This window comes from Pseudomonas sp. 5C2 (assembly GCF_034314155.1).
Taxonomy (GTDB): domain Bacteria; phylum Pseudomonadota; class Gammaproteobacteria; order Pseudomonadales; family Pseudomonadaceae; genus Aquipseudomonas.
Genome location: NZ_JAVIWH010000003.1, coordinates 1,862,127 through 1,887,381 on the forward strand (window position 1 = coordinate 1,862,127; position 25,255 = coordinate 1,887,381).

The 25,255-nt window shown below is 57.0% G+C and carries 22 protein-coding genes; 11 read left to right on the forward strand and 11 right to left on the reverse strand.

What is annotated here, in order from left to right; translation table 11 throughout:
* Positions 1-142 precede the first annotated feature (142 nt).
* Positions 143-451: a hypothetical protein gene (locus RGU44_RS23150; RefSeq protein WP_322278140.1), complete on the forward strand. Its 309-nt coding sequence runs from the start codon at positions 143-145 to the stop codon at positions 449-451.
* A 472-nt stretch (positions 452-923) separates the two neighbouring features.
* On the opposite strand, the gene RGU44_RS23155 is transcribed toward RGU44_RS23150, so the two are convergent.
* On the reverse strand, positions 924-1,268 hold the full coding sequence (locus tag RGU44_RS23155) for a cupin domain-containing protein (protein WP_322278142.1): 345 nt from the start codon (positions 1,266-1,268) through the stop codon (positions 924-926).
* A 314-nt stretch (positions 1,269-1,582) separates the two neighbouring features.
* On the opposite strand from RGU44_RS23155, the gene RGU44_RS23160 reads away from it, so the two are divergent.
* The 3 genes from RGU44_RS23160 (at position 1,583) to RGU44_RS23170 (ending at position 4,414) form a co-directional block, all read left to right on the forward strand.
* Positions 1,583-2,167 (forward strand): NAD(P)H-dependent oxidoreductase, encoded by a 585-nt coding sequence (locus tag RGU44_RS23160; protein ID WP_322278144.1) that lies wholly within the window; start codon positions 1,583-1,585, stop codon positions 2,165-2,167.
* 98 nt (positions 2,168-2,265) lie between these two features.
* On the forward strand, positions 2,266-3,162 hold the full coding sequence (locus tag RGU44_RS23165; protein ID WP_322278146.1) for a LysR family transcriptional regulator: 897 nt from the start codon (positions 2,266-2,268) through the stop codon (positions 3,160-3,162).
* Between the two features lie 109 nt (positions 3,163-3,271).
* Positions 3,272-4,414 (forward strand): alpha/beta hydrolase, encoded by a 1,143-nt coding sequence (locus RGU44_RS23170; protein ID WP_322278148.1) that lies wholly within the window; start codon positions 3,272-3,274, stop codon positions 4,412-4,414.
* Between the two features lie 48 nt (positions 4,415-4,462).
* Here the strand turns inward: RGU44_RS23170 and RGU44_RS23175 are convergent, their stop codons facing one another.
* On the reverse strand, positions 4,463-6,046 hold the full coding sequence (locus RGU44_RS23175) for a peptide chain release factor 3 (protein ID WP_322278150.1): 1,584 nt from the start codon (positions 6,044-6,046) through the stop codon (positions 4,463-4,465).
* A gap of 331 nt (positions 6,047-6,377) precedes the next feature.
* On the opposite strand from RGU44_RS23175, the gene RGU44_RS23180 reads away from it, so the two are divergent.
* The 5 genes from RGU44_RS23180 to RGU44_RS23200 all read left to right on the forward strand — a co-directional run bounded on the left by RGU44_RS23180 (position 6,378) and on the right by RGU44_RS23200 (position 11,448).
* A complete protein-coding gene (locus RGU44_RS23180; RefSeq protein WP_322278153.1) occupies positions 6,378-7,091 on the forward strand; it encodes an ABC transporter permease in 714 nt (237 codons plus the stop codon).
* A gap of 15 nt (positions 7,092-7,106) precedes the next feature.
* The gene (locus tag RGU44_RS23185) at positions 7,107-8,030 is read left to right on the forward strand and encodes a glycine betaine ABC transporter substrate-binding protein (protein WP_322278155.1); all 924 of its coding nucleotides are present in this window, start codon (positions 7,107-7,109) and stop codon (positions 8,028-8,030) included.
* On the forward strand, positions 8,027-8,680 hold the full coding sequence (locus RGU44_RS23190; protein ID WP_322278157.1) for an ABC transporter permease: 654 nt from the start codon (positions 8,027-8,029) through the stop codon (positions 8,678-8,680). The genes RGU44_RS23185 and RGU44_RS23190 overlap by 4 nt, the downstream gene beginning before the upstream one ends.
* Positions 8,681-8,694: 14 nt before the next feature.
* Positions 8,695-9,864, forward strand: coding sequence for an ABC transporter ATP-binding protein (locus RGU44_RS23195; protein WP_322278495.1), 1,170 nt, complete (start codon positions 8,695-8,697; stop codon positions 9,862-9,864).
* 420 nt (positions 9,865-10,284) lie between these two features.
* The gene (locus tag RGU44_RS23200; RefSeq protein ID WP_322278159.1) at positions 10,285-11,448 is read left to right on the forward strand and encodes a type III PLP-dependent enzyme; all 1,164 of its coding nucleotides are present in this window, start codon (positions 10,285-10,287) and stop codon (positions 11,446-11,448) included.
* A 69-nt stretch (positions 11,449-11,517) separates the two neighbouring features.
* Here RGU44_RS23200 and RGU44_RS23205 read toward each other — a convergent pair whose 3' ends face one another.
* From RGU44_RS23205 to RGU44_RS23225, 5 genes are all read right to left on the reverse strand, one after another.
* On the reverse strand, positions 11,518-12,351 hold the full coding sequence (locus tag RGU44_RS23205) for a hypothetical protein (RefSeq protein ID WP_322278162.1): 834 nt from the start codon (positions 12,349-12,351) through the stop codon (positions 11,518-11,520).
* A 93-nt stretch (positions 12,352-12,444) separates the two neighbouring features.
* The gene (locus RGU44_RS23210; RefSeq protein WP_322278164.1) at positions 12,445-13,455 is read right to left on the reverse strand and encodes an alpha-xenorhabdolysin family binary toxin subunit B; all 1,011 of its coding nucleotides are present in this window, start codon (positions 13,453-13,455) and stop codon (positions 12,445-12,447) included.
* A gap of 1 nt (position 13,456) precedes the next feature.
* Positions 13,457-14,707, reverse strand: coding sequence for an alpha-xenorhabdolysin family binary toxin subunit A (locus tag RGU44_RS23215; RefSeq protein ID WP_322278165.1), 1,251 nt, complete (start codon positions 14,705-14,707; stop codon positions 13,457-13,459).
* A gap of 200 nt (positions 14,708-14,907) precedes the next feature.
* On the reverse strand, positions 14,908-15,681 hold the full coding sequence (locus RGU44_RS23220) for a tetratricopeptide repeat protein (RefSeq protein ID WP_322278167.1): 774 nt from the start codon (positions 15,679-15,681) through the stop codon (positions 14,908-14,910).
* A gap of 3 nt (positions 15,682-15,684) precedes the next feature.
* A complete protein-coding gene (locus tag RGU44_RS23225) occupies positions 15,685-16,365 on the reverse strand; it encodes a Fe2+-dependent dioxygenase (protein WP_322278171.1) in 681 nt (226 codons plus the stop codon).
* A gap of 111 nt (positions 16,366-16,476) precedes the next feature.
* Here RGU44_RS23225 and RGU44_RS23230 point away from each other — a divergent pair, with 111 nt between their 5' ends.
* Both RGU44_RS23230 and RGU44_RS23235 read left to right on the forward strand, forming a co-directional pair.
* On the forward strand, positions 16,477-18,732 hold the full coding sequence (locus tag RGU44_RS23230) for a TonB-dependent siderophore receptor (protein WP_322278173.1): 2,256 nt from the start codon (positions 16,477-16,479) through the stop codon (positions 18,730-18,732).
* A 117-nt stretch (positions 18,733-18,849) separates the two neighbouring features.
* Positions 18,850-21,231: a sulfite reductase flavoprotein subunit alpha gene (locus tag RGU44_RS23235; protein WP_322278177.1), complete on the forward strand. Its 2,382-nt coding sequence runs from the start codon at positions 18,850-18,852 to the stop codon at positions 21,229-21,231.
* Between the two features lie 71 nt (positions 21,232-21,302).
* On the opposite strand, the gene RGU44_RS23240 is transcribed toward RGU44_RS23235, so the two are convergent.
* Genes RGU44_RS23240 through RGU44_RS23255 form a run of 4 tightly spaced genes read right to left on the reverse strand, consistent with a single transcriptional unit; the run spans position 21,303 to position 25,185 of the window.
* A complete protein-coding gene (locus RGU44_RS23240) occupies positions 21,303-22,274 on the reverse strand; it encodes a peptide ABC transporter ATP-binding protein (protein WP_322278179.1) in 972 nt (323 codons plus the stop codon).
* Positions 22,271-23,242: an ABC transporter ATP-binding protein gene (locus RGU44_RS23245; RefSeq protein ID WP_322278181.1), complete on the reverse strand. Its 972-nt coding sequence runs from the start codon at positions 23,240-23,242 to the stop codon at positions 22,271-22,273. Before RGU44_RS23245 ends, RGU44_RS23240 begins: the two co-directional genes overlap by 4 nt.
* A gap of 10 nt (positions 23,243-23,252) precedes the next feature.
* Positions 23,253-24,164: an ABC transporter permease subunit gene (locus tag RGU44_RS23250; RefSeq protein ID WP_322278183.1), complete on the reverse strand. Its 912-nt coding sequence runs from the start codon at positions 24,162-24,164 to the stop codon at positions 23,253-23,255.
* A 10-nt stretch (positions 24,165-24,174) separates the two neighbouring features.
* Positions 24,175-25,185, reverse strand: a complete 1,011-nt coding sequence (locus RGU44_RS23255; protein ID WP_322278185.1) for an ABC transporter permease subunit — start codon at positions 25,183-25,185, stop codon at positions 24,175-24,177.
* Between the last annotated feature and the right edge of the window lie 70 nt (positions 25,186-25,255).

A 25,255-nucleotide genomic window follows, 5' to 3' on the forward strand; every position in this document is an offset into this window, starting at 1 on the left:
GGCCAGAAAAAACGTTCGAAAAAATATTTCCAGATCGCTGTAACCAGATGGCGAGCGACGGCGAACTACCTTACGGATCGTAAGTACAGTGCTCGAGCGCACTGGCATGCGGACTACCCCTCATTGCTCTGGAGAAGTCATCATGAACATTCTTAAACTCGTTGCCGTGGCACTCGCGTTCTCTTCGATGGCCACTGGCGCCATTGCGGCTGACACTATGGCTCCTGGCTCTATGGCGGCTGGCACTAAAGCTGCTGGCGCCATGGCTGCTGACACTATGGCTCATGGCTCTATGGCGGCTGATACCATGGCTCATGGCTCTATGGCCGCAGGCACCAAAGCTGCTGGCGCCATGGCGGCTGATACCATGGCTCCAGGCGCCATGGCTCCAGGCACTAAAGCTGCTGACTCTATGGCTCCTGGCGCCATGAAGTCAGGTGCTATGAAGTAATGTTATTGCGTGGTGATGGCTGGTCATAACGATTGCAACGCGGGCGCGGGCCCAGCCAATGGACTACCAATCCAATGCCTGGGAAAACGCCTCCGCCGTGACATGCACCAGCATCAAGACGCTATACGGCATGGGCACTTTCAAAGTGATGTAATTGCAGGCTCACAGGGGGCGCTCCGATCATAAAGGCATCACTCGAGATGGGCGGCAGGGCATCAAACCGAAGCACTATGAGGCTGCATTCGAATGCGCAGCTAGTGGTGTGTAGCTCGAAGTCCATCTTGAAAGCCGATGTGGTCGGTAGTAGTCCGGGCCTGCAGCGTCCGAGGGCACTCGCGGATCGCGCCAGGCACTCATTTCCGAGCGCCTGGCGCGGCCAGCGTTCCACGTACAGCCGTCGCTGGACCTCTCCGGTCTACTTGGTCACGGCTGATGTTTTCACCATGACTGGCGCTGATCGATAAACAACAGCTCAAGCAAAAACAAAATACTTGCGCACAGTCTCAACGACTTCCCACGTCCCCTTCATTCCAGGCTCAACAATAAAAATATCGCCCGCCCGCAGGTGGATCGGCGCCATGCCGTCAGGGGTGATGATGCAGTAGCCTTCCTGGAAATGGCAGTATTCCCACTTCACATAATCCACCCGCCACTTGCCAGGGGTGCAGATCCAGGTGCCCATGATCTTGCTGCCATCCTCGGAGGTGTAGGCGTTGAGGTTGACGGTGTGCGGGTCACCTTCGAGTTTTTCCCATTTGCAGGCGTCGAGCAGGGGCAGTGGGTGAGTATTGCGAAGGACGGTAATCGGCGTAGACATGACAACTCCAAGGGTGGGGGCGCGGTTGTCAGACGGTGCAGTCCGCGCTCGGACACCATAGGTCGGTTACGTCAGGGGCAATTGTCTGTGCTCGACACTGAGCTATCCAGAAGCGCGGGGCCCGCACGCGATGCCTCAAAACCCAGCAGCAATAATCTAAGTGCTATTCGTGCGCTTGAGTCAAAAGTATTTTGCCCGGCTGCGGCTTATTCATTCGCGGTCTTATCGGTACTCTGCCGTCAGTCAATTTTTTAACCTCCTCAATCAGCCGCGTCTGCAGTGCGGCTTGCAATTGAATACTGATGAGACCTTTCATGAAAAAAATTCTGTTATTGAACGGCGGCAAAAAATTCGCGCACTCCGAAGGTTTGTATAACGCCACCTTGCATAATGCGGCAGTGGCGTTCCTTGATCACTCCGGTTTTGATATCAAAGAAACCCAAATCGACGCCGGTTATGACGTGGCTGAAGAAGTGGCCAAATTTATCTGGGCCGACGTGATCATTTACCAGATGCCAGGCTGGTGGATGGGCGCGCCGTGGACTGTGAAGAAGTACGTCGATGAAGTGTTTACCGAAGGTCATGGCAGCCTGTACGCCAACGACGGTCGTACCCGCTCCGATGCATCGCAGAAATACGGTAGCGGTGGTTTATTGCAGGGTAAGCAGTACATGATTTCCGCCACCTGGAACGCGCCACAGCAAGCATTCGATGACCCGAGCGATTTCTTCGAAGGGGAAGGCGTGGATGCGGTGTACTTCCCGTTCCATAAAGCCAACGAGTTTTTGGGCCTGACAGCGTTGCCGACGTTCCTCTCTGTCGACGTGATGAAAGTCCCGGCCATAGAGGCTGATGTGAAGCGCTATGAGCGGCATCTGGCTGACGTATTCAGCATCTGATTCTGTAGGCGCAACCAGGGACATGCGTCGCGAATGAACAGCCTGTCTTTTGCGAAAAACAAGGCTAATATTTAGCCGGTTTTGAGCAGGAGACAAAAGTGAAAGCCAGATCAGATGAGTTGCAGGTATTCGTTTCGGTGATTGAAAGCGGCTCGATTTCCGCTGCTGCCGAACACATGGGGCAAACCCCTTCGGCGATCAGCAGGACATTGTCGCGGCTTGAGGCGAAGCTGGAAACCACCCTTATCAATCGCACCACGCGACGCATGGACTTGACGGAAGAGGGCAAGTTTTTCCTCGAAAAAGCCAAGCAGATTCTGGCGCAAATGGATGAACTTGAAGAACGCTTGTCCCTGCGCCAACACGTGCCCTCCGGCCGTTTACGGATCAACGCCGCGTCGCCGTTCATGCTGCACGCGGTGGTGCCTTACGTCGCCGAGTTCCGCACGCTGTACCCGGACATTCAGCTTGAACTGAACAGCAACGACCTGGTCATCGACTTGCTTGAGCAAAGCACGGATGTGGCGATTCGCATTGGTGTCCTCGCCGATTCGACGCTGCATGCGCGCTCGTTGGGCAGTAGTCCGTTGAGTATTCTCGCCAGCCCGGCTTACCTCAAAAAACATGGCACGCCGACCACCGTTGAGGCACTGGCAAGCCATGCTTTGCTCGGCTTTACCCAGACAGAAAGCTTGAACCATTGGCCGTTGCGTCACGCTGAGGGTGATCGATTGCAGATCCAGCCTGCGGTGTCCGCCTCCAGTGGCGAGACCTTGCGTCAATTGGCGTTGGCCGGGGAGGGCATTGTCTGCCTGTCGCACTTCATGACTCACGAAGACATCCGCCTTAAGCGCCTGCAGGTGATTCTGCCGGAAGCCAACAGCGGTTATCGGCAACCGATTCATGCGGTGTACTACCGGAACTCGCAGTTGGCGCTGCGCATTCAATGCTTTCTGGATTTCATCCAAAAGAAGTTGGCGAACTACGCCGCGTAGGGATGATTTACCTATTATTTACCGTGCCCCACTCGTTGCATGAGGCCGGTACGGTTAGGCTTGCTCGTTATGGCCGAGCCAACTGATAGGGATGAACTTTGTGGGGCATATGATTCTTCAACCGCGACACTGGCTTGCTGCAAGTGTGCTGATCGGCACCCTGGGCCTGATAGCTGGCTGCGCCAGCGACCCAGCTGACCCGCACATCAAATTCGCCGAATTGGTTAATCAGGATCTGGCCACGGCCTATCAACCTGCCCGCAACGACATTTCCAACTGGAATGAGACCTGGCAGCTCGGGCGGCAATCGGTCGATGTTGCTTGGTTGGCGCCCGACACCCACGAGCGTTTACCGCTGATTATCTACTTGCCGGGCCTCGGCGAGTCCGCCACGGCAGGTGAAGAGTGGCGTAATGCCTGGGCGCAGGCCGGGTACGCGGTGTTGTCGATTCAGGGGCAATACTACGGCCCGGCACTCTATTCCACGAGTCAGGCCCAAGCGGTTGTATTTCGTGAGCTGGCGGCTGATCGCTACTCCGGTCCAGCCCTGCGCGACCGTCTGGCAACCCTGCAAAAGGTGCTGACTGAAGTACGGGCACGGGCAGCGAAAGGTGATGCGCAACTTGCTTCCATCGACTGGAATCAAGTGGTCGTGGCCGGTTTTGACTTGGGTGCGCAGACTGCCGCTGCGGTGGCTGGCGCGGGAGAAGCGGGAGTCGCATCGGGCGTTGATATTCAGCCCAAAGCCTTGCTGCTGCTCAGTCCTTATGTTGACGTCGGGGCCAGGCCTGAGGTGTTCGCTCGCATAACTTCGCCGGTACTGACGATAACCAGCCCGGACGACGAAGACCCCTTTAATTGGGTCAGCTCTTACCAACAGAGGGAATTACTCGGCGAGTCGGTGACGGTTGCTGGCAGCTATCGCCTGAAGCTGGCGCGCTCTACTTACAAAACCTTGTCCGGCTCTGATTTGGTACCTATTCCGCCTGACAGAAAAGGTATAAGCAAGCCGCCAGGCGACGAGCACACCCCTGGCGGGAAAAGTCATGCCAAGGGCAAAAGCGCCCGATCTGCAAGCTCCAGTCACAGCCCGGTCGGTGCCGAGCCTGTTCCGGACCCTAAACAAGTCGCCGCCATTCAGGTGATCAGCCAGGCCTTTTTCGACAGCCGCGTCAGGCACAATCCGGTCGCCAGCGAGTGGCTGCAAAAAGCTGCGCCGGGCTGGCTGGGGCGCGCGGGACAGCTGCAATAGCGACCGCTGGAGCCATCTTCGTGCCTGAGCTGACTGCCGACAAGACTGTCAGTGATGCTCACGCGTTGCGCGGAATTTCACATCGGGCCAGCGCTCTTCCATCAGGGCCAGGTTGACCCGGGTCGGTGCCAGGTAGGTCAGGTGACCGCCGCCATCGACTGCAAGGTTTTCCACGGCCTTGATCTGGAATTCCTCGAGCTTTTTCTTGTCGCTGCATTCAATCCAGCGGGCTGACCACACGGTGATCGGCTCGTAGGCGCACTCGACTTTGTATTCTTCCTTCAGGCGGCTGGCAACCACATCGAACTGCAGAACGCCCACGGCGCCGAGGATGATGTCGTTGCTGCGCGTCGGGAAGAACACCTGCGTGGCGCCTTCTTCGGCCAATTGCTGCAAGCCCTGACGCAACTGCTTGGACTTGAGTGGATCCTTCAGACGCACGCGGCGGAACAGTTCCGGTGCGAAGTGCGGGATACCGGTAAAGCCCAGGTTCTCGCCTTCGGTGAAGGTGTCACCAATCTGGATCGTGCCGTGGTTGTGCAGGCCGATGATGTCGCCAGCGTAGGCTTCTTCCAACTGCTCACGTTCGGAGGAGAAGAACGTCAGCGCGTCGCCGATCCGCACTTCTTTACCCAGACGCACGTGGCGCATCTTCATACCTTTGTCATAGCGACCCGAACAGATACGCATGAAGGCGATACGGTCACGGTGTTTAGGGTCCATGTTCGCTTGAATCTTGAACACGAAACCGCTGAACTTTTCTTCGTTCGGTTCTACCGTGCGCTCATTGGCAACCCGGGCCAACGGTTGAGGTGCCCAGTTCACAACAGCGTCCAGTACGTGATCGACACCGAAGTTACCCAGTGCCGTGCCGAAGAACACCGGGGTCAACTGGCCGTCGAGGAACTCTTGCTGGTTGAACTCGTGGCAGGCGCCTTGCACCAATTCGAGCTGATCGACGAAGCGTTTGTACTCATCACCCAAGTGGGCGCGGGCTTCATCCGAATCGAGCTTTTCGATGATCTTGACGTCGGTACGCTCATGGCCGTGACCGGCGGTGTAGACAATGATGTAGTCGTCGGCCAGGTGGTACACGCCCTTGAAATCGCGGTAGCAGCCTATGGGCCAGGTGATCGGCGCAGCCTTGATCTTGAGGACGGCTTCGATTTCGTCGAGCAGTTCGATAGGGTCGCGGATGTCGCGGTCGAGCTTGTTGATAAAGCTGATGATCGGTGTGTCGCGCAAACGGCAGACATCCATCAACGCGATGGTCCGTGGTTCGACGCCTTTACCACCATCGAGCACCATCAATGCCGAGTCCACTGCCGTCAGGGTGCGGTAGGTGTCTTCGGAGAAGTCTTCGTGGCCCGGGGTGTCGAGCAGGTTGATCATGTGATCGCGATACGGGAACTGCATGACCGATGTGGTGATGGAAATCCCGCGCTGTTTCTCCATCTCCATCCAGTCGGACGTCGCATGGCGGTCGGATTTACGTGACTTCACCGTGCCGGCGATAGCAATGGCCTTACCCATCAACAGCAATTTTTCGGTGATGGTGGTCTTACCCGCATCCGGGTGGGAAATAATGGCGAAAGTGCGGCGTTTCGCGACTTCGGCGGCCTGGTTGCTCATGGGAAATCGCCTGGCAGGTGATTCAAAAAAGGGCGCCGATTATAGCCCAAATTGATGCAATAACCGAACCGCTCAGTCGATCAAAGGTGGCGAAATAGTGTCTTTCGTGGGAACCTTTCAGGTCGTGGAGACGTCCACTCCCCTGTTACAGCCAACGTCAGGGGTTGAAAAATCAGCAAGTTAGCTTGACGAAGCTGCGCTTATGGCTTGTGTTTTCGCCGAGGTTAACCCCTTAACGGCGACCCACCCGCTGCTCTTCGCGAACGTTTGTGTGCTGCCAGTATTGGCTGGCCTTGCAACGCGTTTGCCGACTGAAATAAGGAGTCCGCCTGTGGCTAATCGCTATGGCAAGGGGCTATTGGGAGGTGCGGTTGTCATCGCATTTCTGGCCCTGCTGATCCACTGGATCGGCATCAGTACCCTCTTACAGTACCAAGACGATCTATTGTTTTATCTGCAAGCCCATTTGATTCTGGTGATGTTTTCAATGTTGGCAGCCCTGTTGGTCGGAATCCCGGCTGGCATTGCCCTCAGCCGACCGAACATGGTTGGCCGCGCCGAACGCTTCATGCAGATTTTCAATATTGGTAACACCGTCCCACCTCTCGCCGTGCTGGCCATTGCCCTTGGTATTCTCGGGATTGGCAGCGGACCGGCCATCTTCGCCCTGTTCCTCGCCTCATTGTTGCCCATCGTGCGCAACACCTATGAAGGCCTGAAAAATGTTCAGGGTTCACTCAAGGAAGCCGCAGTCGGCATCGGTATGACACCCACCCAGGTGCTGCTGCGTGTCGAATTGCCGAATGCCGTGCCGATTATCGTCGGTGGTGTGCGGGTGGCCTTGGCGATCAATGTCGGGACGGCACCGCTGGCCTTTCTGATTGGCGCCAACAGTCTGGGCAGTCTGATTTTTCCCGGCATCGCCTTGAACAATCAGCCGCAGCTATTGCTCGGCGCGGCGTGTACCGCCTTGCTCGCACTGCTGCTTGATGGCGTGGTGACACTGGCGAGCCGACTCTGGCTGGAACGCGGTCTGACCCGCTGATTGAAAGGAATTCCAATGAAAAGATCATGCTTATTTATAGGCTTTGCCTTGCTGCTCTCGGGATTTGCCCAAGCGGCTGAAAAGCCGGTAATCCGCGTCGGTGCCCGAGTGTTTACCGAGCAAACGATCCTCGCGGAACTCACCGCTCAGTATTTGCGCACTAAGGGCTACGACGTCAACGTGACCGGTGGCCTGGGTAGTACTCTGGCACGTAGTGCGCAAGAAAGCGGGCAACTGGATTTGATCTGGGAGTACACCGGGGTATCCCTGGTGAGTTACAACCATGTCGACGAAAAACTCGATAGCGCGCAGACCTTTGAACGGGTCAAAACGCTGGATGCGAAGAAGGGGCTGGTCTGGCTCTCGCCGTCGAAATTCAGTAACACCTACGCGTTGGCGTTGCCGAAAAAAGTCGCTGACCAGTACCCGCAGATCAACACCATCAGCGACCTGAGCCGCGTCCTGAAAGACCAGGTGAAAGACAAACACATCGTTGCGCTGGATACCGAGTTCGCCAACCGTTCCGACGGTTTGATTGGGATGGTCAAGCAATACGACATGAACCTGAACCGCGAGAGCATCCGCCAGATGGATGCCGGGCTGGTCTACACCGCGCTGCGTAACGGCCAGGTTTTCGCCGGGTTGGTCTACACCACGGACGGGCGCCTGAACGCGTTCCAGCTCAAGCTACTCGAAGACGACAAACATTACTTTCCGGACTACACCGCCGCACCGGTGATTCGCCAGGAATACCTGGACGCTCATCCGGACCTCGCTGCGCAGCTAAAGCCGCTGGCCGAACTGCTGGATGACACCACCATGCGCGCGCTCAATGCGCGGGTCGATGTCGATCACGACAGCCCCTCTATCGTTGCTGCGGACTTTCTGCGCGAGCACCCACTGCACCCTGTCCCTCAAGACAATAAGGAGAAGCAATGAATATCTTCAGCACCTTCTCCCATCTGGACTGGCCGCTGGTCCTGCACCTGACCTGGCAGCACATCACCCTGGTCGGGATCGCCGTGACCCTGGCCATCGTGGTTGGCGTCCCGTTGGGCGTATTAATGACGCGCTTCCCGGCATTGGCCGGTCCGCTGCAAGCCAGCGCCACGGTTCTGCTCACCGTGCCCTCGATTGCTTTGTTCGGTCTGTTGCTGCCGTTCTATTCGAAGTTCGGCCAGGGCCTCGGGCCGATGCCGGCGATCACCGCGGTATTTCTGTACTCGCTGCTGCCGATCATGCGTAACACCTACCTGGCATTGACAGGGGTCGACCCTGGCATTCGTGAAGCGGCCAAAGGCATCGGTATGACCTTCGGTCAGCGCCTGCGGATGGTCGAGTTGCCCATCGCCGTGCCAGTGATTCTCGCCGGAGTGCGTACTGCCGTGGTGATGAACATTGGCGTCATGACCATTGCCGCGACCATCGGTGCCGGTGGCCTGGGTGTACTTATTCTCGCTTCAATCAGCCGCAGCGATATGTCGATGCTGATCGTCGGCGCCGTACTGGTCAGTCTTCTGGCCATCTTCGCCGACCTGCTTCTGCAATGGTTGCAACGCACGCTGACTCCAAAAGGTCTATTGAAATGATGAATCCAAAGCAAATGATCGAACTTCAGAACCTGACCAAGACGTTTCACACCAACGGTAAAGACGTCATCGCCGTGGATTCCGTGAGCCTGACCGTCAACGAAGGCGAGATCTGTGTATTCCTCGGGCCTTCTGGGTGCGGCAAGAGCACCACGCTGAAAATGATCAACCGGCTGATCATGCCGACTTCCGGCAAGGTGTTGATCAACGGCGAAGACACCGCTGATTTGGATGCAGTGACCCTGCGTCGCAATATCGGCTACGTGATTCAGCAGATTGGTCTGTTCCCGAACATGACCATCGAAGAAAACATCACCATCGTTCCGCGTTTGCTGGGCTGGGACAAACAGAAATGCCACGACCGTGCCCGCGAGTTGATGAGCATGATCAAGCTTGAGCCCAAGCAGTACCTGAGCCGCTACCCGCGTGAGTTGTCCGGTGGTCAGCAACAGCGAATTGGCGTGATTCGTGCTTTGGCGGCCGATGCCCCGTTGTTGCTGATGGACGAACCCTTCGGCGCGGTCGACCCGATCAACCGCGAGATGATTCAGAACGAGTTCTTCGAGATGCAACGGGCGCTGAACAAGACCGTGATCATGGTCAGCCACGACATCGACGAAGCGATCAAGCTGGGCGACAAGATCGCGATCTTCCGTGGCGGCAAGCTGATTCAGTTCGATCATCCAGACACCTTGCTGGCACACCCGGCAGACGATTTCGTCAGCAACTTCGTGGGGCAGGACAGCACGCTCAAACGCCTGCTGTTGGTCCGCGCCGAAGATGCTGCCGACAACGCACCGTCCGTCAGCCCGGAAACCCCGGTCGCCGAAGCGCTGGAGTTGATGGACGAACTCGACCGCCGCTACGTGGTGGTCACCGATGCCGATAACAAAGGCCTGGGCTATGTCCGCCGACGCGACCTGCACCGTCAGCAAGGCACTTGCGCACAGTACCTGCGCGAATTCAATGCTACCGCCGCGTTCGACGAACACCTGCGGATACTGCTGTCGCGCATGTACGAGTTCAATCGGTCATGGTTGCCGGTGATGGACGCCGAGCGCGTATTCCTCGGGGAAGTCACCCAGGAATCAATTGCCGAGTACCTGAGCTCGGGCCGTTCGAAGGGCGGCAAAACCAGCATCACCTCGCCTGCAGAGTTGGCTGAGCAGGCAGCGCCAGTCTGATCTGATGCCATCGCGGGCACGCGCGCTCCTACAACGGATCGCGCAGGTCCGCGACTTTGGGCGATTCGGTTCCCCTCAAAATCCCGGCTCGGGGAACATCAGGCTGTCACATCGGTCCGTTACATAAGTCAGTGATCCTCGTCTGGCGACGGACGTGTGCAAAAACGCGACATTTTTTGTTGATCTCAAGCGCCTCAAGTCCTAAAGTTCGCGCCGAACGTCCATGCTGGAAACGATCCATCCGGCTCAAGTACTGACGACGAGACAGCAAGGTCACCCAGACGCCCTCAGGGCCCGGTTGACCTTTTTTGCTTTCGGCGGACATGCCTTGGGAAGTAGGCGAACCAAAGTGGGGATACACACGGAGGACGTTCATTTGCACCCATTGATTAATTTAGTTTGCCAGTAGGAGTTCCCAGCATGACGATCCAGGTCGAAGACTATTTTGAGCGCGAAACCTTCAACAAAATGAAAGCGTTCGCCGACAAGCATGAAACCCCGTTCGTGGTCATTGATACCCAAATGATCAGCAAGGCCTACGACGACCTGCGCGCAGGCTTTGATTTCGCCAAGATCTATTACGCTGTCAAAGCCAACCCTGCGGTGGAAATCATCGACCTGCTCAAAAGCAAGGGTTCGAACTTCGATATCGCTTCGATCTACGAGCTGGACAAGGTCATGAATCAGGGCGTTGGTCCAGACCTGATCAGCTACGGCAACACCATCAAGAAATCCAAAGACATTCGCTACTTCTACGAGAAGGGCGTGCGTCTGTATGCCACCGACTCTGAAGCCGACCTGCGCAACATTGCCAAGGCCGCGCCGGGTTCGAAAGTCTATGTGCGTATTCTCACTGAAGGCTCGACCACGGCTGACTGGCCATTGTCCCGCAAGTTCGGTTGCCAGACCGATATGGCCATGGACCTTCTGATCCTCGCACGTGAACTGGGCCTGGTGCCTTACGGCATCTCGTTCCACGTAGGTTCGCAGCAGCGTGACATCAGTGTGTGGGACGCAGCCATCGCCAAGGTCAAAGTAATCTTCGAGCGATTGAAAGAAGAAGACGGCATCATTCTCAAGCTGATCAATATGGGGGGCGGCTTCCCGGCCAACTACATTACCCGTACCAACAGCCTGGAAACCTACGCGGAAGAAATCATCCGCTTCCTCAAGGAAGACTTCGGCGACGATTTGCCGGAAATCATTCTGGAGCCAGGCCGTTCGTTGATTGCCAACGCAGGTATTCTGGTCAGCGAAGTAGTATTGGTTGCACGTAAATCGCGTACCGCCGTAGAGCGATGGGTTTACACGGACGTGGGAAAGTTCTCTGGCTTGATCGAAACCATGGACGAAGCCATCAAGTTTCCGATCTGGACCGAGAAGAATGGCGAGATGGAAGAAGTGGTCATCGCGGGCCCAACCTGCGACAGCGCCGACATCATGTACGAGAACTACAAGTATGGCCTGCCACTGAACCTGGCCATCGGCGACCGCTTGTACTGGTTGTCCACCGGCGCGTACACCACCAGCTACAGCGCAGTTGAGTTCAATGGCTTCCCACCATTGAAATCTTATTACGTGTAAACGTTCCTGGAATAAAAAACCCATGACGTGTCATGGGTTTTTTTATGCGTTTAAGTGTGCTATTGCATGTTAGATATTTATGATTAACAAACGCCCCATGCTCTTGGATAATGTCAATATCTCCATGAGCGATGCCGACATCAGTCTCATGGAAAGATCAAAGTTTGACCAAGTGGAATGCTTGTTTAACAGGGGTAATTTGTTCTGCGCTCTCGCGATCAGGTAGTTGATGCGAAAACAGTAAACCTTCATATTACACGCGGAGGACGTATACTGCTCGTACTGTTTTTTTGTCAACAGTACTCGGCTCTTCGCCGTTTCCAACCGATCGGGAGGGTAGGACGCAGAGTGTCCATGCGCGTTGATATGATTGTTCATGAAATCAATGATGCGAGGGATAATGCTGTAGGCCGAACGCTCCAGTTCGGAAGCGATAGAACCTTTCTCGACAAAGATATGCTGATAGTGATTTATTTCCTCTGCGCACTGCCGGAGGATATCGTTCACGCTGTTGGTCGGCTCTTTTTTCAACGGACCGAATAAGTCGATCAGCAGATTTTCATCTCCGTCTTGTCCGATAGAACTTCTCTTGCCCGTGCTGCTGAGTCGCCCCACATGCGCGGACACCCGTTCGGAAAATGCAATCAGTGCTTTGAGTGAGTCGTCCAGTTCCCCATGAAGCTGTTGCAGAGGTTTACGGTTGATGGTCCAGAGGTTCGATAGCTTTGTGGCTTGTGGAACGATATGGTCGAGCGCAGGTTCGATGTACGTGCCATAGTCTTTCGGACTCACCAGGTCGAAGTTTATTTTAAACGACTCAATGTATTCGGGGAGCTCGCTCAAGAAATACATATAATTATTCAGGCCAGCAATATCTCTCTCGTTGATCAAGAAAACGGTCATACACTTCCCCTTCTCAGTTCAATACTGTTGACAACAAGGCCAGGCCCGTTCACCGCAGTGCCCGGCCCAGCCATACACGCTGGCGTGCCGTACTTATTGCGTTGGCGATTTATCGATCACGTTTAAATAGTCACTGAAAGCAACAGCGCCTTCGATAAACACGGCCACACGTTCTTCAGTGGATGCGGAGTGGGCACTCTGGGTGTCAATGAACCGCTGGGTCGACAGATTGATCTTGCGGGCCTCATTAACGTATAGCACTCGTTGATCATCAATGCTGTATAGCGTGTTGATAAACTCGATGCGCTGTTCCATGAGTCGCTTTTCATTATTTTTTAGAGCGTCGGTGTCGCGAGTTCTGTTGATTTTACTTACCAGTGCATCGCGTTCTTTGACAAGAGTGAAGAAAGTAATACCTTTTCCAATCTCTTCTACCAGTTTCTTCATCTGCTCCAAGGCTAGCTTGATGAGTTCGACTTCCGGCGGCGTCACCCCCAGAGCCAGCACCTTCTCGGCAGTCAGAATGCTATCTTTTCCGAATGCAGTTATGTCTTTGGTTTCCAGCGCGTCAATCCCCGCGGTCAGCACCTTACGCTGCTCATTCAACCTATCGACCGTGGTGGTGGCTTGATCAATGTCCTGGGTGATGCGTGTGATGTCATCCGTCAGGCCAGCGATAAACGAGTCAGTACTTTGACGATCCAGCGGCCAACTGACTGCGCTTAGACGGGCTTCCAGTTTTCCACCTTCTAACTTCACGACATCAAGGGTATCGCTGATCATCTCGATGCTTTCGGCCGTACGCTCGTCGGTTAACGGGGCCGGCGCTGTTTCATTGAGTCTTACGGTCTTGAGTGCGGCCATCAGCTGGTGCATCAATTTCTGGGAAGACTCGCGGACCTGGCTATTACTGTCGTAGACGTCTCCGGTCAGGCGCTTGAACTTGTCGTGCAGGTTTGGCAAGTAGCTGACCTTCAGGAACTGCACGTCGGTGTTGGCACTCAAGTCCCTGATTGCACGCACGGCGCCGGTCAGTTGCTGCATATCGGGCGCTGCAAAATTAGCATGGGCACCGAGGGTGACGACGTTATTGGTGGTGGTCATCTTATTGCTCTCCATAAATTCGTTTGTATTCTTCATCCGCGTCGTTAAATATTTCCAACAGAAATGAAGCTTCTTTTTCGATATCAGACCACGGTTCAATAACTTGTTGGAAACGGGTCATGAAACGGCGAACACTCAACGCATTATCGATTTTTTGCGTGTGTAAATGAGAACGCTCGATAAACTGATAAACCGAGTTCCAGGAGTGTCGTAAATTTTGCGTGGCGACATCAGCGTCCAATACAACGGTTTGTAAGTCTTGCATGTCGAATTTGACACGGCTTAATGAACCGAGAACGTTGTTCTTCTTCTGAAGCTCCTGAATATCGAGTGCCTGTTTTTTCATCAGCTCATTTCGCTGCTTACGTATATTGTCCGCCTCGATTCCGAAATAGATACCCAAGATCAAACCACCGCCGGCGAGCGCCGTAGTAATAGCCTTTTTGACCCCTTCGCCATAGGCTTTATTGAGCTCGTCAATTTCTTGGGCGCGTAATTCAATGGTGGCCGTCAGTTGCATGGTCAATTCAGGGAGCGAGCTGGTGTCGATCAGACGTACTTTTTTTTGTATCTCGGGGAGCACATAGATGCTCAAGTCACGGCTAAAATCGTCCAGTTGTTTCTTAATCGCTTCGGCGTCGTTCTTGCGCGCCTCAACCGTTTCAAGGATTTGCCCCAGATAAAAGGAAAAGTCCGAAGCGGTTTTTTTGTCCGCTTCATTGAGCAGGATGCCAGGAAATTTTTCCCCCAGATCGAGTTCGAGCTTTTTCACATCTTCAAGGGTTTCGATGGAGTACTCCTTCAGTACCTTCATCTGCTCGATGTCGTCGTTAACCTTCTCCATGGAATCGCCGTACACTTGCATGTCTTTGGCAAATAGCCGGAGCTCACCGCCCACGAGTTTAAGTTGCGTCCGCAGGGGGGCCCAGCGTTGCGCATGCTTGTGGATAAGCAGGAAACTCTTCTGGAAGTCTTCTGGCTCTAGTCCGTTGTCGGCACCGTCACCGGTGTCATATTTCAAATAATTTTTTACGTCCTGCAGTGTCGTTGGCAGCGCCAGTGCCTGCAATTCGTAATGCCGTAGACTGATAATCTGCTCTTTGGTCACGACGATGCCAGGAGGACGATTGACGCCCTTCATGGCGCCGGTCGAGGCACCAACAAATTCGGCGGGTATCGTCGCGGCATTATCGGCTAGCTTATCCAGTTCATCGTCGGTTATACCGTTTAAAGACAGGGCTTCATTGCTCATACTGTTAATTCCTTTTGATGTTTATCCATGAGGCTCGTAGAGAGAGTCTCGACAGAGCACTGTGAATACTTTCGTGGGTTGATTAGTTGCTGATGAAGAGAGTAGAGCGTGCACGCAGGGGTGTCAAAATGGAAAAAGGAGCGTGGGATGTAGGAAGTAAGTAGTTATCGAGTAAGTGTAATTATAGGGAGCGAAGTGTATTATTTAATTATGTACTTCAGCGAGTTTTTACGTGCCGTTATCCGTTCGCGGTACTTGACCGCCAACGCTCTTATTTCCGAATGTGCCGCGCCTGATAGCGTCGTGCTGCTCACACGCAGAAAATTCAGATTGCCGTTCTCCAGGGCGATGCTTAGCCAATGCAAGGCTTCGTCGACTTTCCCATTGTCCGCAAGGATCGCGGCATGGCTGAACTGGCCGCGAAAGTCGCCGCCTTCGGCCGAACACCGATACCACTCATGGGCGGCTGGCAGGTCAACGGGACAGACGCAGCCTTCTTCGAGATAGCGGCCTACCAGGTTCATGGATTTGGCGTGACCCCATTCGGCTGCCTGGCGGTAACAGGCCAGCGCGCGTTGCTGATCCTGGGTAACGCCACGCCCGGTGGCCAATAGGTTGCCCAGGTTATATAGCCCCCAGTCCAGCCCGGCGTCAGCGGCCGCTTGATAGTACGCGGCTGCTTTAAGCGGGCTGGCGCAGCAGCCCCAGCCATGTTCATGGCAGCGCCCCAACATGTTCTGCGCCATGGCATGGCCGTTTCTGGTCGCAATCTGAAACCAGGTCACCGCCAGCTCCGGGTCGCGCTCGATACCATTGCCGTCGAGCAGAATCTGTCCCAGCAACGCCTGAGCGTCGACGAAGTTGGCTTTCGCCGCGCTGAGGATCGCTTGTGCGGCGCGTACGGGGTTTTGCACCAGCATCGCGCTGAGCTGGTCGCCGTCCACAGTTTCTTCACGTAGCAGGGAGAAGGTCATGCTTCACACCTCGACCCAACGGCGCAGCAGGTTGTGGTAAGTGCCGGTCAACTGGATCAGTGAAGGATGATCGGGCACGTCCTGGGTCAGTTGCTGGATTGCATTGTCCATTTCAAACAGCAGCGCACGCTGGCTGTCTTCACGAACCAGGCTTTGCGTCCAGAAGAACGAGGCGTAACGCGCGCCGCGAGTCACCGCATTGACTTTGTGCAGGCTGGTACTGGGGTAGAGCAGCAGATCGCCAGCAGGCAGTTTGATCTGGCGGGTGCCGTAGGTGTCCTGAATTTCCAGCTCGCCGCCGTCGTACTCATCAGGGTCGCTGAAAAACAGGGTGGACGACAAGTCGGTACGCACCCGCTCCGGGCTGCCCTTGGCCTGACGCACAGCGTTATCGATATGGAAATCAAAGCTGCCACCGGCGGTGTAGCAGTTAAGCAGCGGGGGAAACACCTTGCGCGGAAGGGCTGCCGACATGAACAGCGGATTGGCCCACAGTCGATCCAGCAGGGCGGAGCCGATCTCGATCGCCAACGGGTGGCCTTCGGGCAGTTGCAAGTTGTGCTTGGCCTTGGCCGATTGGTAGCCCGCAGTGACCTTACCGTCTGCCCAGTCCGCCTGCTCCAGAGCCTTGCGGATGCGCAGCACCTCTTCGCGAGAAAATAAGCCGGGAATATGTAGGAGCATGCCGCAGAACCTGTAGGAAGAAAGATTGCGAATAATAATCTATCTCAATTGATAGTAATACCTGTTTGCACTATATTCCTTCGCCTTAACTCCTTGGGGAAGGAACTCACCATGTCGTGCCAACAACTAAAATCTTCTGCCAACTCGTCGCGTTCACTGGCTTCAGCGGTCGGCGTGGCCATCGCTACGATGTCCGTGGGCCACATGGCTCAGGCGGCTGAGAGTACTGAGGACAAGGCCGTTGCTCTGGGTGCCACCACTATCACTGGCGAGCAGACAGACACGGCTTACAAGGCCGACGACTCCGCGTCGAAGAAATACACCGCTCCATTGCGCGAGACGCCGAAGAGCGTCACCGTGATCCCGCAACAAGTCATCCGCGACACCGGGGCCACCAGTCTGGCCGATGCATTGCGCACCACGCCCGGCATCACCTTTGGAGCAGGCGAGGGCGGTAATCCCGCCGCCGACCGGCCGATCATTCGCGGCTTCAACGCCGAGAGCGACGTATTTATCGACGGTATGCGCGACATCGCCGCGCAAAGCCGCGAAATCTTCAACATCGAATCGGTGGAAGTGAGCAAGGGTCCAGGCTCGGCGTTCACCGGAGCGGGTTCTACCGGTGGCAGCTTGAACCTGATCACCAAGGGCGCCCACTTGGGAGACGCCTATAACGGCGGCTACACCTTCGGCTCCGACCAGACCCAACGTTATACGCTGGACATCAACCAGCAGATGACCGACACCTCAGCGTTCCGCCTGAACCTGATGAAGCACGAGGCCAACGTGGCTGGCCGTGATGCTGTGGACGTCAGCCGCTGGGGCGTGGCGCCATCCTTCGCGTTTGGCTTGGGCACCGATACCCGGGTGAGGGTCGACTACTACCATCTGGACACCAATGACATGCCGGACTACGGCATCCCGTTGACCAATAGCGGTACCGCCCGCAGCAAATACAATGTCGACAAACCCGCAAGCGTCAGCAAGGACAATTTCTATGGCCTGACTGATCGCGATTACCGCAAAAGCACCAACGACAGCGGTACGATCAGGATCGAGCACGACCTGAACGACAGCCTGACGGTGTCCAACAGCTTCCGCATGTCGCGCTCGACCCTGGACTACATCGTCACTAATCCGGACGACAGCCGTGGCAACGTGGCAAACGGAACCGTTTCGCGCTCGGCCAAAAGCCGTAACTCGACCTCCAGCGGCTTCGTCAACCAGACGGACCTGAGCGCCAGGTTCAACAGTGGCTTCATTGAGCACAGCCTGGTGACCGGGCTGGAGTTCAGCTATCAGGACACCCACAACCGCAACTACAACGTGCTCAACGCCAGCGGCGGCGCCATGGCATCGACATGCTCATCGGCGTTGCTGGCGTCCGGCGATTGCACCAGCCTGTACAACCCGACGCCCGGTGACGCGTGGAACGGGACCATCACGGACAGTCAGGCGTTCACCGATACCGACACCAAAACCAGCGCTGCGTATGTGTTCGATACCCTGAAGTTCGACGAACAATGGTCGCTCAACCTAGGCCTGCGCTATGACCACTACGACGTTGAGTCCAGCGGGTATGCGACTGCCGGGCGCACCACGTCTGCCGGCACCTTTTCCCGGCAGAAAACCAGCGGGCTGCTGAACTACCAGGTTGGCCTGGTTTTCAAGCCACTGCCTAACGGCAGCGTTTACGCGGCATGGTCCACCTCCAGCAACCCGGCGGGTGAAACCAGCGGTAACGGTGGTCTGGAAATCGCCGCCAACAACGCCGATCTCGAGCCAGAAAAGAACCGCAGCTATGAGGTGGGCACCAAGTGGGACTTCTTTAACGATGACCTGTCGTTAACCGCTGCGCTGTTCCGCACCGAAAAAACCAACGCCCGCATCAACGACCCGGATAACGCGACCGTCCAGGTCCTGGATGGCGAACAGCGCGTCGATGGTTTGGAGTTCACTTACGCCGGCAACATCACCCGCAAGTGGAAGGTCTACGGCGGCTACACCTACATGGAAAGCGAACTGGTCAAAACCACCCTTGCGGCGGACCAGGGCAATCACATGCCAAGCACCCCGCGTAACAGTTTCAATCTGTGGTCGACCTATGACGTGATGCCGAAACTGACCCTCGGCGCTGGAGCCACCTTCGTCGATTCACGTTTCGGCAACGAAGCCAACTCGGTGGAAGTCCCGTCCTACTGGCGCTATGACGCGATGGCGACCTATCGCCTGACCAAGAACGTCGACTTGCAGCTCAACGTGCAGAACCTGACCGACAAGCGTTATTTCGATCAGGTGTTCCAGACCCACTACGCGCACGTTGCGGCCGGTCGTACCGCGCTGATGGGTGTCAATTTCCACTTCTAAGCCATGGTCATTCAACGCCCGGTTCATTTACGTGACCCGGGCGCTTGCCTGTGCAATCGAGAATGCATGCTGCCTGGGCGCGTGATGTGCCGCAGCGGTTGAGTGAGGTAAGCCACGGTGTTGAAAAAAAACCTGTTTCAGGTGCACTGGTTCTTTGGTATCAGCGCCGGACTGGTCCTGGCCTTGATGGGTGTTTCGGGGGCGATCAACTCGTTTCAGGACGAGCTATTGGAGGCGCTCAACCCGAGTCAGTTACGCGTGGAGCAACGCGTCTCAGGGGTTTTATCGCCGGTTGAACTGGTCAGCAAACTTGAGGCTCAGACGGGCAAGGTGGTCGCTTCGCTGTGGGTCGATGCCGACAGTGACAAGGCTGCACGGGTGGCATTTACGCCGCCGCCGGGGGAGCGTCGTGGCGAGCTGAAGTACTTCGACCCCTACACCGGCCAATTGCAGGGAGAGGTCTTCGGGCAGGATTTTTTCGGTCTGAATCTGCAGTTGCACCGTAGCCTGGTGTTGGGCGAGTTCGGTAAGCAGGTCACCGCTGCCAGCACCTTGATTCTGGTGTTTTTATGTCTGTCTGGTCTTTATATGCGTTGGCCGCGCAGAGCCTTGAACTGGCGCATTTGGTTGACCCTGGACTGGGCAAAAAAAGGCCGAGGTTTCAAATGGGATTTGCACTCGGTTTTGGGCACGTGGTGCCTGGTGTTCTATCTGGTGTCAGCGCTGACTGGCCTGATGTGGTCCTACGACTGGTACAGCAACGGTGTGACTAAACTGCTGGGCGACGCGCCCGCTGGCGAGCAGCGCAAGGGCGGCGGCGGTCGCCCAAGTCGTGGGCAGCCGGCAGCAGAAGGTCCGTTGCCGATGGTTGACTACCCTGCGGTGTGGACCAGTATTCAAAGCGTCGCAGGCCCTGAACTGAGCAGCTGGAACCTGCGACTGCCCCCTGTGGCGGGGCAGGCAGCGACGGTCTATTACCTGCTCAAGGATTCGCCGCACCCGCGAGCCCTGAACCAGATCACCCTCGACCCGGCCACGGGTAAGGTCGGCGCCGTATCCCGCTATGCCGACAAGAGCCTCTCCACGCAGGTGTTGATCAGCAATTATGCGCTGCACGTGGGCAGTTATTTCGGGATCGTCGGGCGCGTGGTGGTGACGGTTGCATCGCTGATGATGCCGCTGTTTTTTATCACCGGGTGGTTGTTGTACCTAGACCGTCGGCGCAAGAAACGCCAGATCAAAACTGCGCGTGGCCAACTGATGCGAGATGTCGGCACGGCCAGCGACGCGCCTGCCTGGCTGATCGGCTTCGCCAGCCAAAGCGGTTTCGCTGAACAGCTGGCGTGGCAGACAGCCGGGCAGCTACAGGCGACGGGCTTGCCGGTGCGTGTACAGCGCTTGGCGGACATCACGGCGCAGGATTTGAAGCAAAGCCACAATGCCTTGTTCGTCGTCAGCACTTTTGGTGACGGCGAGGCACCAGACAGTGCTCGAGGCTTCGAGCGCACGTTGCTCGGCCAGCCCTTGTCGCTGAGTAACCTGAACTACGCGGTGCTGGCCCTGGGCGACCGCCAGTATCAGCATTTCTGCGGCTTCGCCAGACGCTTGCACGGCTGGCTGGCCGAGCGCGGCGGTAACACGCTGTTCGCGCCGATTGAAGTCGACAGTGCTGACAGCGTCGCGCTGCAGCAGTGGCAACGGCAGCTCGGGGAATTGACCGGTAGCGCGCCGTCGATGGCTTGGCAGGCACCGGCGTTCAGCCATTGGACATTGAGCCGACGTGAGTGGCTGAACCCCGGCAGTGGAGGTTCGAAGGTGTTTTTGCTGAGCCTGACGCCACCGACTGCGCAGGAGTGGGACGCTGGGGACCTGGTCGAAGTGCTGCCGCCTGACAGTGCTGTCGTACGCGAATATTCCATCGCGTCGATTCCGGCGGACGGCAGCCTGCAGCTCATCGTTCGTCAGGAAGTGCATGCAGATGGCCGCCTTGGGCTGGGTTCAGGCTGGCTGACTGAGCAGGCCACGCTCAGCGCGTCCATCAGTCTGCGTCTAAGACGAAACAGCAGCTTTCATCTGCCACGCGAGGCGGTGCCGATGATCCTGCTGGGCAACGGCACGGGTCTGGCGGGGTTGCGCAGTTTGCTTAAAGCGCGCATTGCCCAAGGACAGCAACGCAACTGGCTGTTGTTCGGCGAGCGCAATATCGCCCACGACTTTAATTGCCGAGAGGAGCTGCAAGGTTGGTTGGCGGCAGGTGATCTGGCACGACTGGACCTGGCGTTTTCTCGCGATCAGGCCGAGAAAATCTATGTGCAGGACCGTTTGCGTGAATCCGCGGATGAGTTGCGCAAGTGGATGGCTGAAGGCGCGGTCATTTATATCTGCGGCAGCCTGCAAGGCATGGCAATGGGTGTCGAAGATGTACTGGTCGACGTGCTAGGGGCGCTAGAGGTCGCGAGTTTAGTCGAGCAGGGGCGTTATCGACGGGATGTGTATTGAGCGCGGTGTGTCAGACACACCGCGTCAAACGTTCGCGAAGGCGGTGTGGTTGACACACCGCCTTCAGTCCGTCACACGATGAACTGTTCTGCGTGATGGCAGGCAACCTGGCGGTTGTCCAGCAGACGCAGGGCTGGTTCTTCGATAGTGCAGCGCTCGGTCGCGTAGGGGCAACGCTTGTGGAAGGCGCAGCCGCTTGGCGGGTTGAGCGGGTTGGGCAGTTCACCGATGATTTTGATCTTCGGCTTCAGCGGGTCCGGGTGGATAGTCGGGGTCGCCGACAGCAGTGCCTGGGTATAAGGGTGCAGTGGCCGGTTATAAATTTCTTCCTTGGGTCCCATCTCCGCCGGACGTCCGAGGTACATCACCAGTACCGTGTCGGCCACGTGACGCACCACCGACAGGTTGTGGGAGATGAACACGTAAGCGGTATTGAACTCCTTCTGCAAATCCATGAACAGGTTGAGTACCTGCGCCTGAATCGAAACGTCCAGCGCGGAGGTCGGTTCATCCGCCACCAACACCTTGGGTTGCAGCATCATGGCGCGCGCCAGGGCGATACGTTGGCGCTGACCGCCAGAGAACATGTGCGGGTAACGCTGATAATGCTCGGGTCGCAGCCCGACCTGTTGCATCATCGCCTGGACTTTTTCCCGGCGCTCGGCACGGGTCAGATTGGTGTTGATCAGCAACGGCTCGCCCAACTGATCACCGATTTTCTGCCGTGGATTAAGCGATGCATAAGGGCTCTGGAACACCATCTGCACGTCGCGTCGCATCTGTTTGCGTTCGGCTTTGCTGGCACCGGTAACTTCTTGCCCGGCGATTTTCAGCGAGCCGGAGGAGGGCTCTTCGATCAGGGTCAGGGCGCGCGCCAGGGTGGACTTGCCACAGCCCGATTCGCCGACCACCGCCAGGGTCTTGCCAGCTTCCAGCTCGAAGGACACGCCGTTAAGGGCGCGAACCAGAGCGTGCCCTTTGAACAGGCCAAGGGATACTTCGTAGTGACGGGTAAGGTCGCGGGCGGTAAGAACGACGCTCATAACACCAGCTCCTGATTCAGCGGGTAAAAACAGCGGGCAAGGCTATGGGCTTTCGAGTCCAGGCCTGGACGCTGTGTCCGGCAGTTGTCTTGCACGTAGGGGCAGCGCGGTGACAGCAGGCAGCCCTGTGGTCGGTCATAACGTCCTGGCACCATGCCGGGCAGTGTCGCCAGACGTTCTGCGCCCATGCTGTGTTCGGGGATCGCGGCCAGCAAGGCTTCGCTGTAAGGGTGAGCGGGGACGTCGAACAACCCCGGCACCTGACCGATTTCAACGGCTTGCCCCGCGTACATCACGCACACGCGCTGGGCCGTTTCGGCGACTACCGCCAGGTCGTGGGTGATCAGCACCAGTGCCATGTCCTGCTCTTTTTGCAGGCTCAGCAGCAGGTCCATGATTTGTGCCTGAATGGTCACGTCCAGCGCCGTGGTCGGTTCGTCGGCGATCAGCAGTTTCGGCTCGCCGGCAATCGCCATGGCAATCGCCACACGCTGGCTCATGCCGCCGGACAGTTGGTGCGGGTAGGCGTGCAAGCGAGCAGCAGCGCCGGGGATCTCTACTTTCTCCAGCAGTTCCAGTGCGCGTTGGCGGGCGGCTTTGCCAGACATGTTCAAGTGCTGGCGCAACACTTCCTCGATCTGGAAACCCACGGTATAGCTGGGGTTGAGTGCGGTCATCGGGTCCTGGAAGACCATCGCCATGTCTTTGCCGATGATCCGTCGACGCTGACGCGCACTGAGCTTGAGCAGTTCCTGGCCATCGAAGCTCAGGGAATCGGCAGAGACCACGCCGGGTGGATCGATCAAGCTCATCAGCGCCATCATGGTGACCGATTTACCGGAACCCGATTCGCCGACAATGGCCAGTACTTCGCCTTTTTCCACGCTGAGGTCCAGGCCGTCGACAACCGGCACGGCCTTGGCGTCGCCGAAGCGAACGTTGAGATTCTTGATTTCTAAAAGTGACATACGAATCTCCTCAGGCGGCATTCTTGAGTTTCGGGTCCAGCGCGTCGCGCAGTCCGTCACCCATCAGGTTGATTGCCAGCACGCTGAGCAAAATGGTCAGACCGGGCAGACTTACGACCCACCAGGCGCGTTCGATGTAGTCACGGGCCGACGCCAGCATGGTTCCCCATTCAGGGGTTGGCGGTTGCACGCCCAGGCCAAGGAAGCCCAGAGCCGCGGCATCGAGAATCGCCGAGGAAAAGCTCAAGGTCGCTTGTACGATCAGCGGCGCCATGCAGTTAGGCAGCACGGTGATGAACATCAAGCGCGGCAGATTGGCACCGGCCAGACGGGCAGCAGTGACGTAGTCGCGGTTCAGTTCGCCCATCACTGCGGCACGGGTCAGGCGCACGTACGAAGGCAGGGACACGACAGCAATTGCGATGATGGTGTTGATCAGGCCAGGGCCGAGGATGGCGACAATGGCTACAGCCAGCAGCAGCGATGGCAGGGCCAGCATGACGTCCATCAGGCGCATGATCGACGGGCCGAGAATACGCGGGAAGAACCCGGCGAGCAGGCCCATCAGAATCCCCGGAATCAATGACATGACCACCGAGGACAAACCGATCAGCAGCGATAGGCGCGAGCCTGTGATCAGACGCGACAGCAGGTCGCGGCCCAATTCATCGGTGCCGAGCAGGAATTGCCATTGGCCGCCTGCGAGCCAGACCGGTGGGGTCAGCAGGAAGTCGCGGTATTGCTCGGTGGGGTCATGGGGCGCGACCCACGGGGCGAAAAGGGCACAGAACACGATCAAGGTCATGAATATCAGACCGGCAACGGCGCCTTTGTTTTGCGCAAATGCTTGCCAGAATTCTTTGTACGGCGAGGGGTACAGCAGGCTTTGATCGACTGCTACCACGGGAGTAGGTGTGCTCATTAGGATGATCTCAGCGCTGGTGACGGATGCGTGGGTTGGCAAAGCCGTAGAGGATGTCCACCACGAAGTTGACCAGAATCACCAGGCAGGCGATTAACAGGATGCCGTTTTGCACCACGGGATAGTCCCGGGCGCCAATGGCTTCGATCAGCCACTTGCCGATACCGGGCCAGGAGAAAATCGTTTCGGTCAGTACCGCACCCGCCAGCAGTGTGCCGACTTGCAGACCGAATACAGTCAGTACCGGGATCAGCGCATTACGCAGGCCGTGAACGAACACTACCCGCGCCGGCGACAGGCCTTTGGCCCGGGCGGTACGCACATAGTCTTCACGCAGCACTTCGAGCATCGAAGAGCGAGTCATCCGGGCGATCACCGCCAAGGGGATGGTGCCCAGCACGATGGCCGGCAGAATCAAGTGATGCAGGGCATCTAGGAAGGAGCCTGCTTCATCACTGAGCAACGTATCGATCAGCATGAAGCCGGTTCTCGGCGGTATGTCGTACAGCAGGTCGATGCGCCCGGACACGGGGGTCCAGCCCAGCGATACCGAGAAGAACATGATCAGGATCAGGCCCCACCAGAAGATCGGCATCGAATACCCCGCGAGGGAGATGCCCATGACCCCATGGTCGAACAGCGATCCCCGCTTGAGTGCCGCGATCACCCCGGCCAGCAGGCCCAGGATGCCCGCGAAAATCAGCGCGGTAGTCGCCAGCTCCAGGGTGGCGGGGAACAGCGCGGTGAACTCCGTCCAGACGCTTTCGCGCGTGCGCAACGATTCGCCGAGATCGCCGTGGGCGAGCTTGCCGACGTAATCGAGGTACTGCGCATACAGGGGTTTGTTCAGGCCAAGACGTTCCATGGCTTGAGCGTGCATTTCCGGATCGACCCGGCGCTCCCCCATCATGACTTCGACCGGATCACCCGGGATCAAGCGAATCAAGGCAAAGGTCAGCAGGGTGATGCCGAAGAAGGTGGGTATCAACAATCCCACGCGGCGGGCAATAAAACTAAACATCTTCTGGTGTACCTCATCAGCCGGTTAGGCGTGCCCCGGTGAAGCTCGGGTTACGAGCGGCACCGGTGTT

What these genes read in the sequence shown, in the direction of transcription:
- RGU44_RS23205 (WP_322278162.1), bottom strand. Translation starts at nt 12,351, where the DNA reads ATGACCGTTTTCTTGATCAACGAGAGAGATATTGCTGGCCTGAATAAT.
- RGU44_RS23185 (WP_322278155.1), top strand. Translation starts at nt 7,107, where the DNA reads ATGAAAAGATCATGCTTATTTATAGGCTTTGCCTTGCTGCTCTCGGGA.
- RGU44_RS23245 (WP_322278181.1), bottom strand. Translation starts at nt 23,242, where the DNA reads ATGTCACTTTTAGAAATCAAGAATCTCAACGTTCGCTTCGGCGACGCC.
- RGU44_RS23220 (WP_322278167.1), bottom strand. Translation starts at nt 15,681, where the DNA reads ATGACCTTCTCCCTGCTACGTGAAGAAACTGTGGACGGCGACCAGCTC.
- RGU44_RS23170 (WP_322278148.1), top strand. Translation starts at nt 3,272, where the DNA reads ATGATTCTTCAACCGCGACACTGGCTTGCTGCAAGTGTGCTGATCGGC.
- RGU44_RS23160 (WP_322278144.1), top strand. Translation starts at nt 1,583, where the DNA reads ATGAAAAAAATTCTGTTATTGAACGGCGGCAAAAAATTCGCGCACTCC.
- RGU44_RS23240 (WP_322278179.1), bottom strand. Translation starts at nt 22,274, where the DNA reads ATGAGCGTCGTTCTTACCGCCCGCGACCTTACCCGTCACTACGAAGTA.
- RGU44_RS23250 (WP_322278183.1), bottom strand. Translation starts at nt 24,164, where the DNA reads ATGAGCACACCTACTCCCGTGGTAGCAGTCGATCAAAGCCTGCTGTAC.
- RGU44_RS23225 (WP_322278171.1), bottom strand. Translation starts at nt 16,365, where the DNA reads ATGCTCCTACATATTCCCGGCTTATTTTCTCGCGAAGAGGTGCTGCGC.
- RGU44_RS23210 (WP_322278164.1), bottom strand. Translation starts at nt 13,455, where the DNA reads ATGACCACCACCAATAACGTCGTCACCCTCGGTGCCCATGCTAATTTT.
- RGU44_RS23255 (WP_322278185.1), bottom strand. Translation starts at nt 25,185, where the DNA reads ATGTTTAGTTTTATTGCCCGCCGCGTGGGATTGTTGATACCCACCTTC.
- RGU44_RS23230 (WP_322278173.1), top strand. Translation starts at nt 16,477, where the DNA reads ATGTCGTGCCAACAACTAAAATCTTCTGCCAACTCGTCGCGTTCACTG.
- RGU44_RS23215 (WP_322278165.1), bottom strand. Translation starts at nt 14,707, where the DNA reads ATGAGCAATGAAGCCCTGTCTTTAAACGGTATAACCGACGATGAACTG.
- RGU44_RS23190 (WP_322278157.1), top strand. Translation starts at nt 8,027, where the DNA reads ATGAATATCTTCAGCACCTTCTCCCATCTGGACTGGCCGCTGGTCCTG.
- RGU44_RS23150 (WP_322278140.1), top strand. Translation starts at nt 143, where the DNA reads ATGAACATTCTTAAACTCGTTGCCGTGGCACTCGCGTTCTCTTCGATG.
- RGU44_RS23175 (WP_322278150.1), bottom strand. Translation starts at nt 6,046, where the DNA reads ATGAGCAACCAGGCCGCCGAAGTCGCGAAACGCCGCACTTTCGCCATT.
- RGU44_RS23195 (WP_322278495.1), top strand. Translation starts at nt 8,695, where the DNA reads ATGATCGAACTTCAGAACCTGACCAAGACGTTTCACACCAACGGTAAA.
- RGU44_RS23200 (WP_322278159.1), top strand. Translation starts at nt 10,285, where the DNA reads ATGACGATCCAGGTCGAAGACTATTTTGAGCGCGAAACCTTCAACAAA.
- RGU44_RS23155 (WP_322278142.1), bottom strand. Translation starts at nt 1,268, where the DNA reads ATGTCTACGCCGATTACCGTCCTTCGCAATACTCACCCACTGCCCCTG.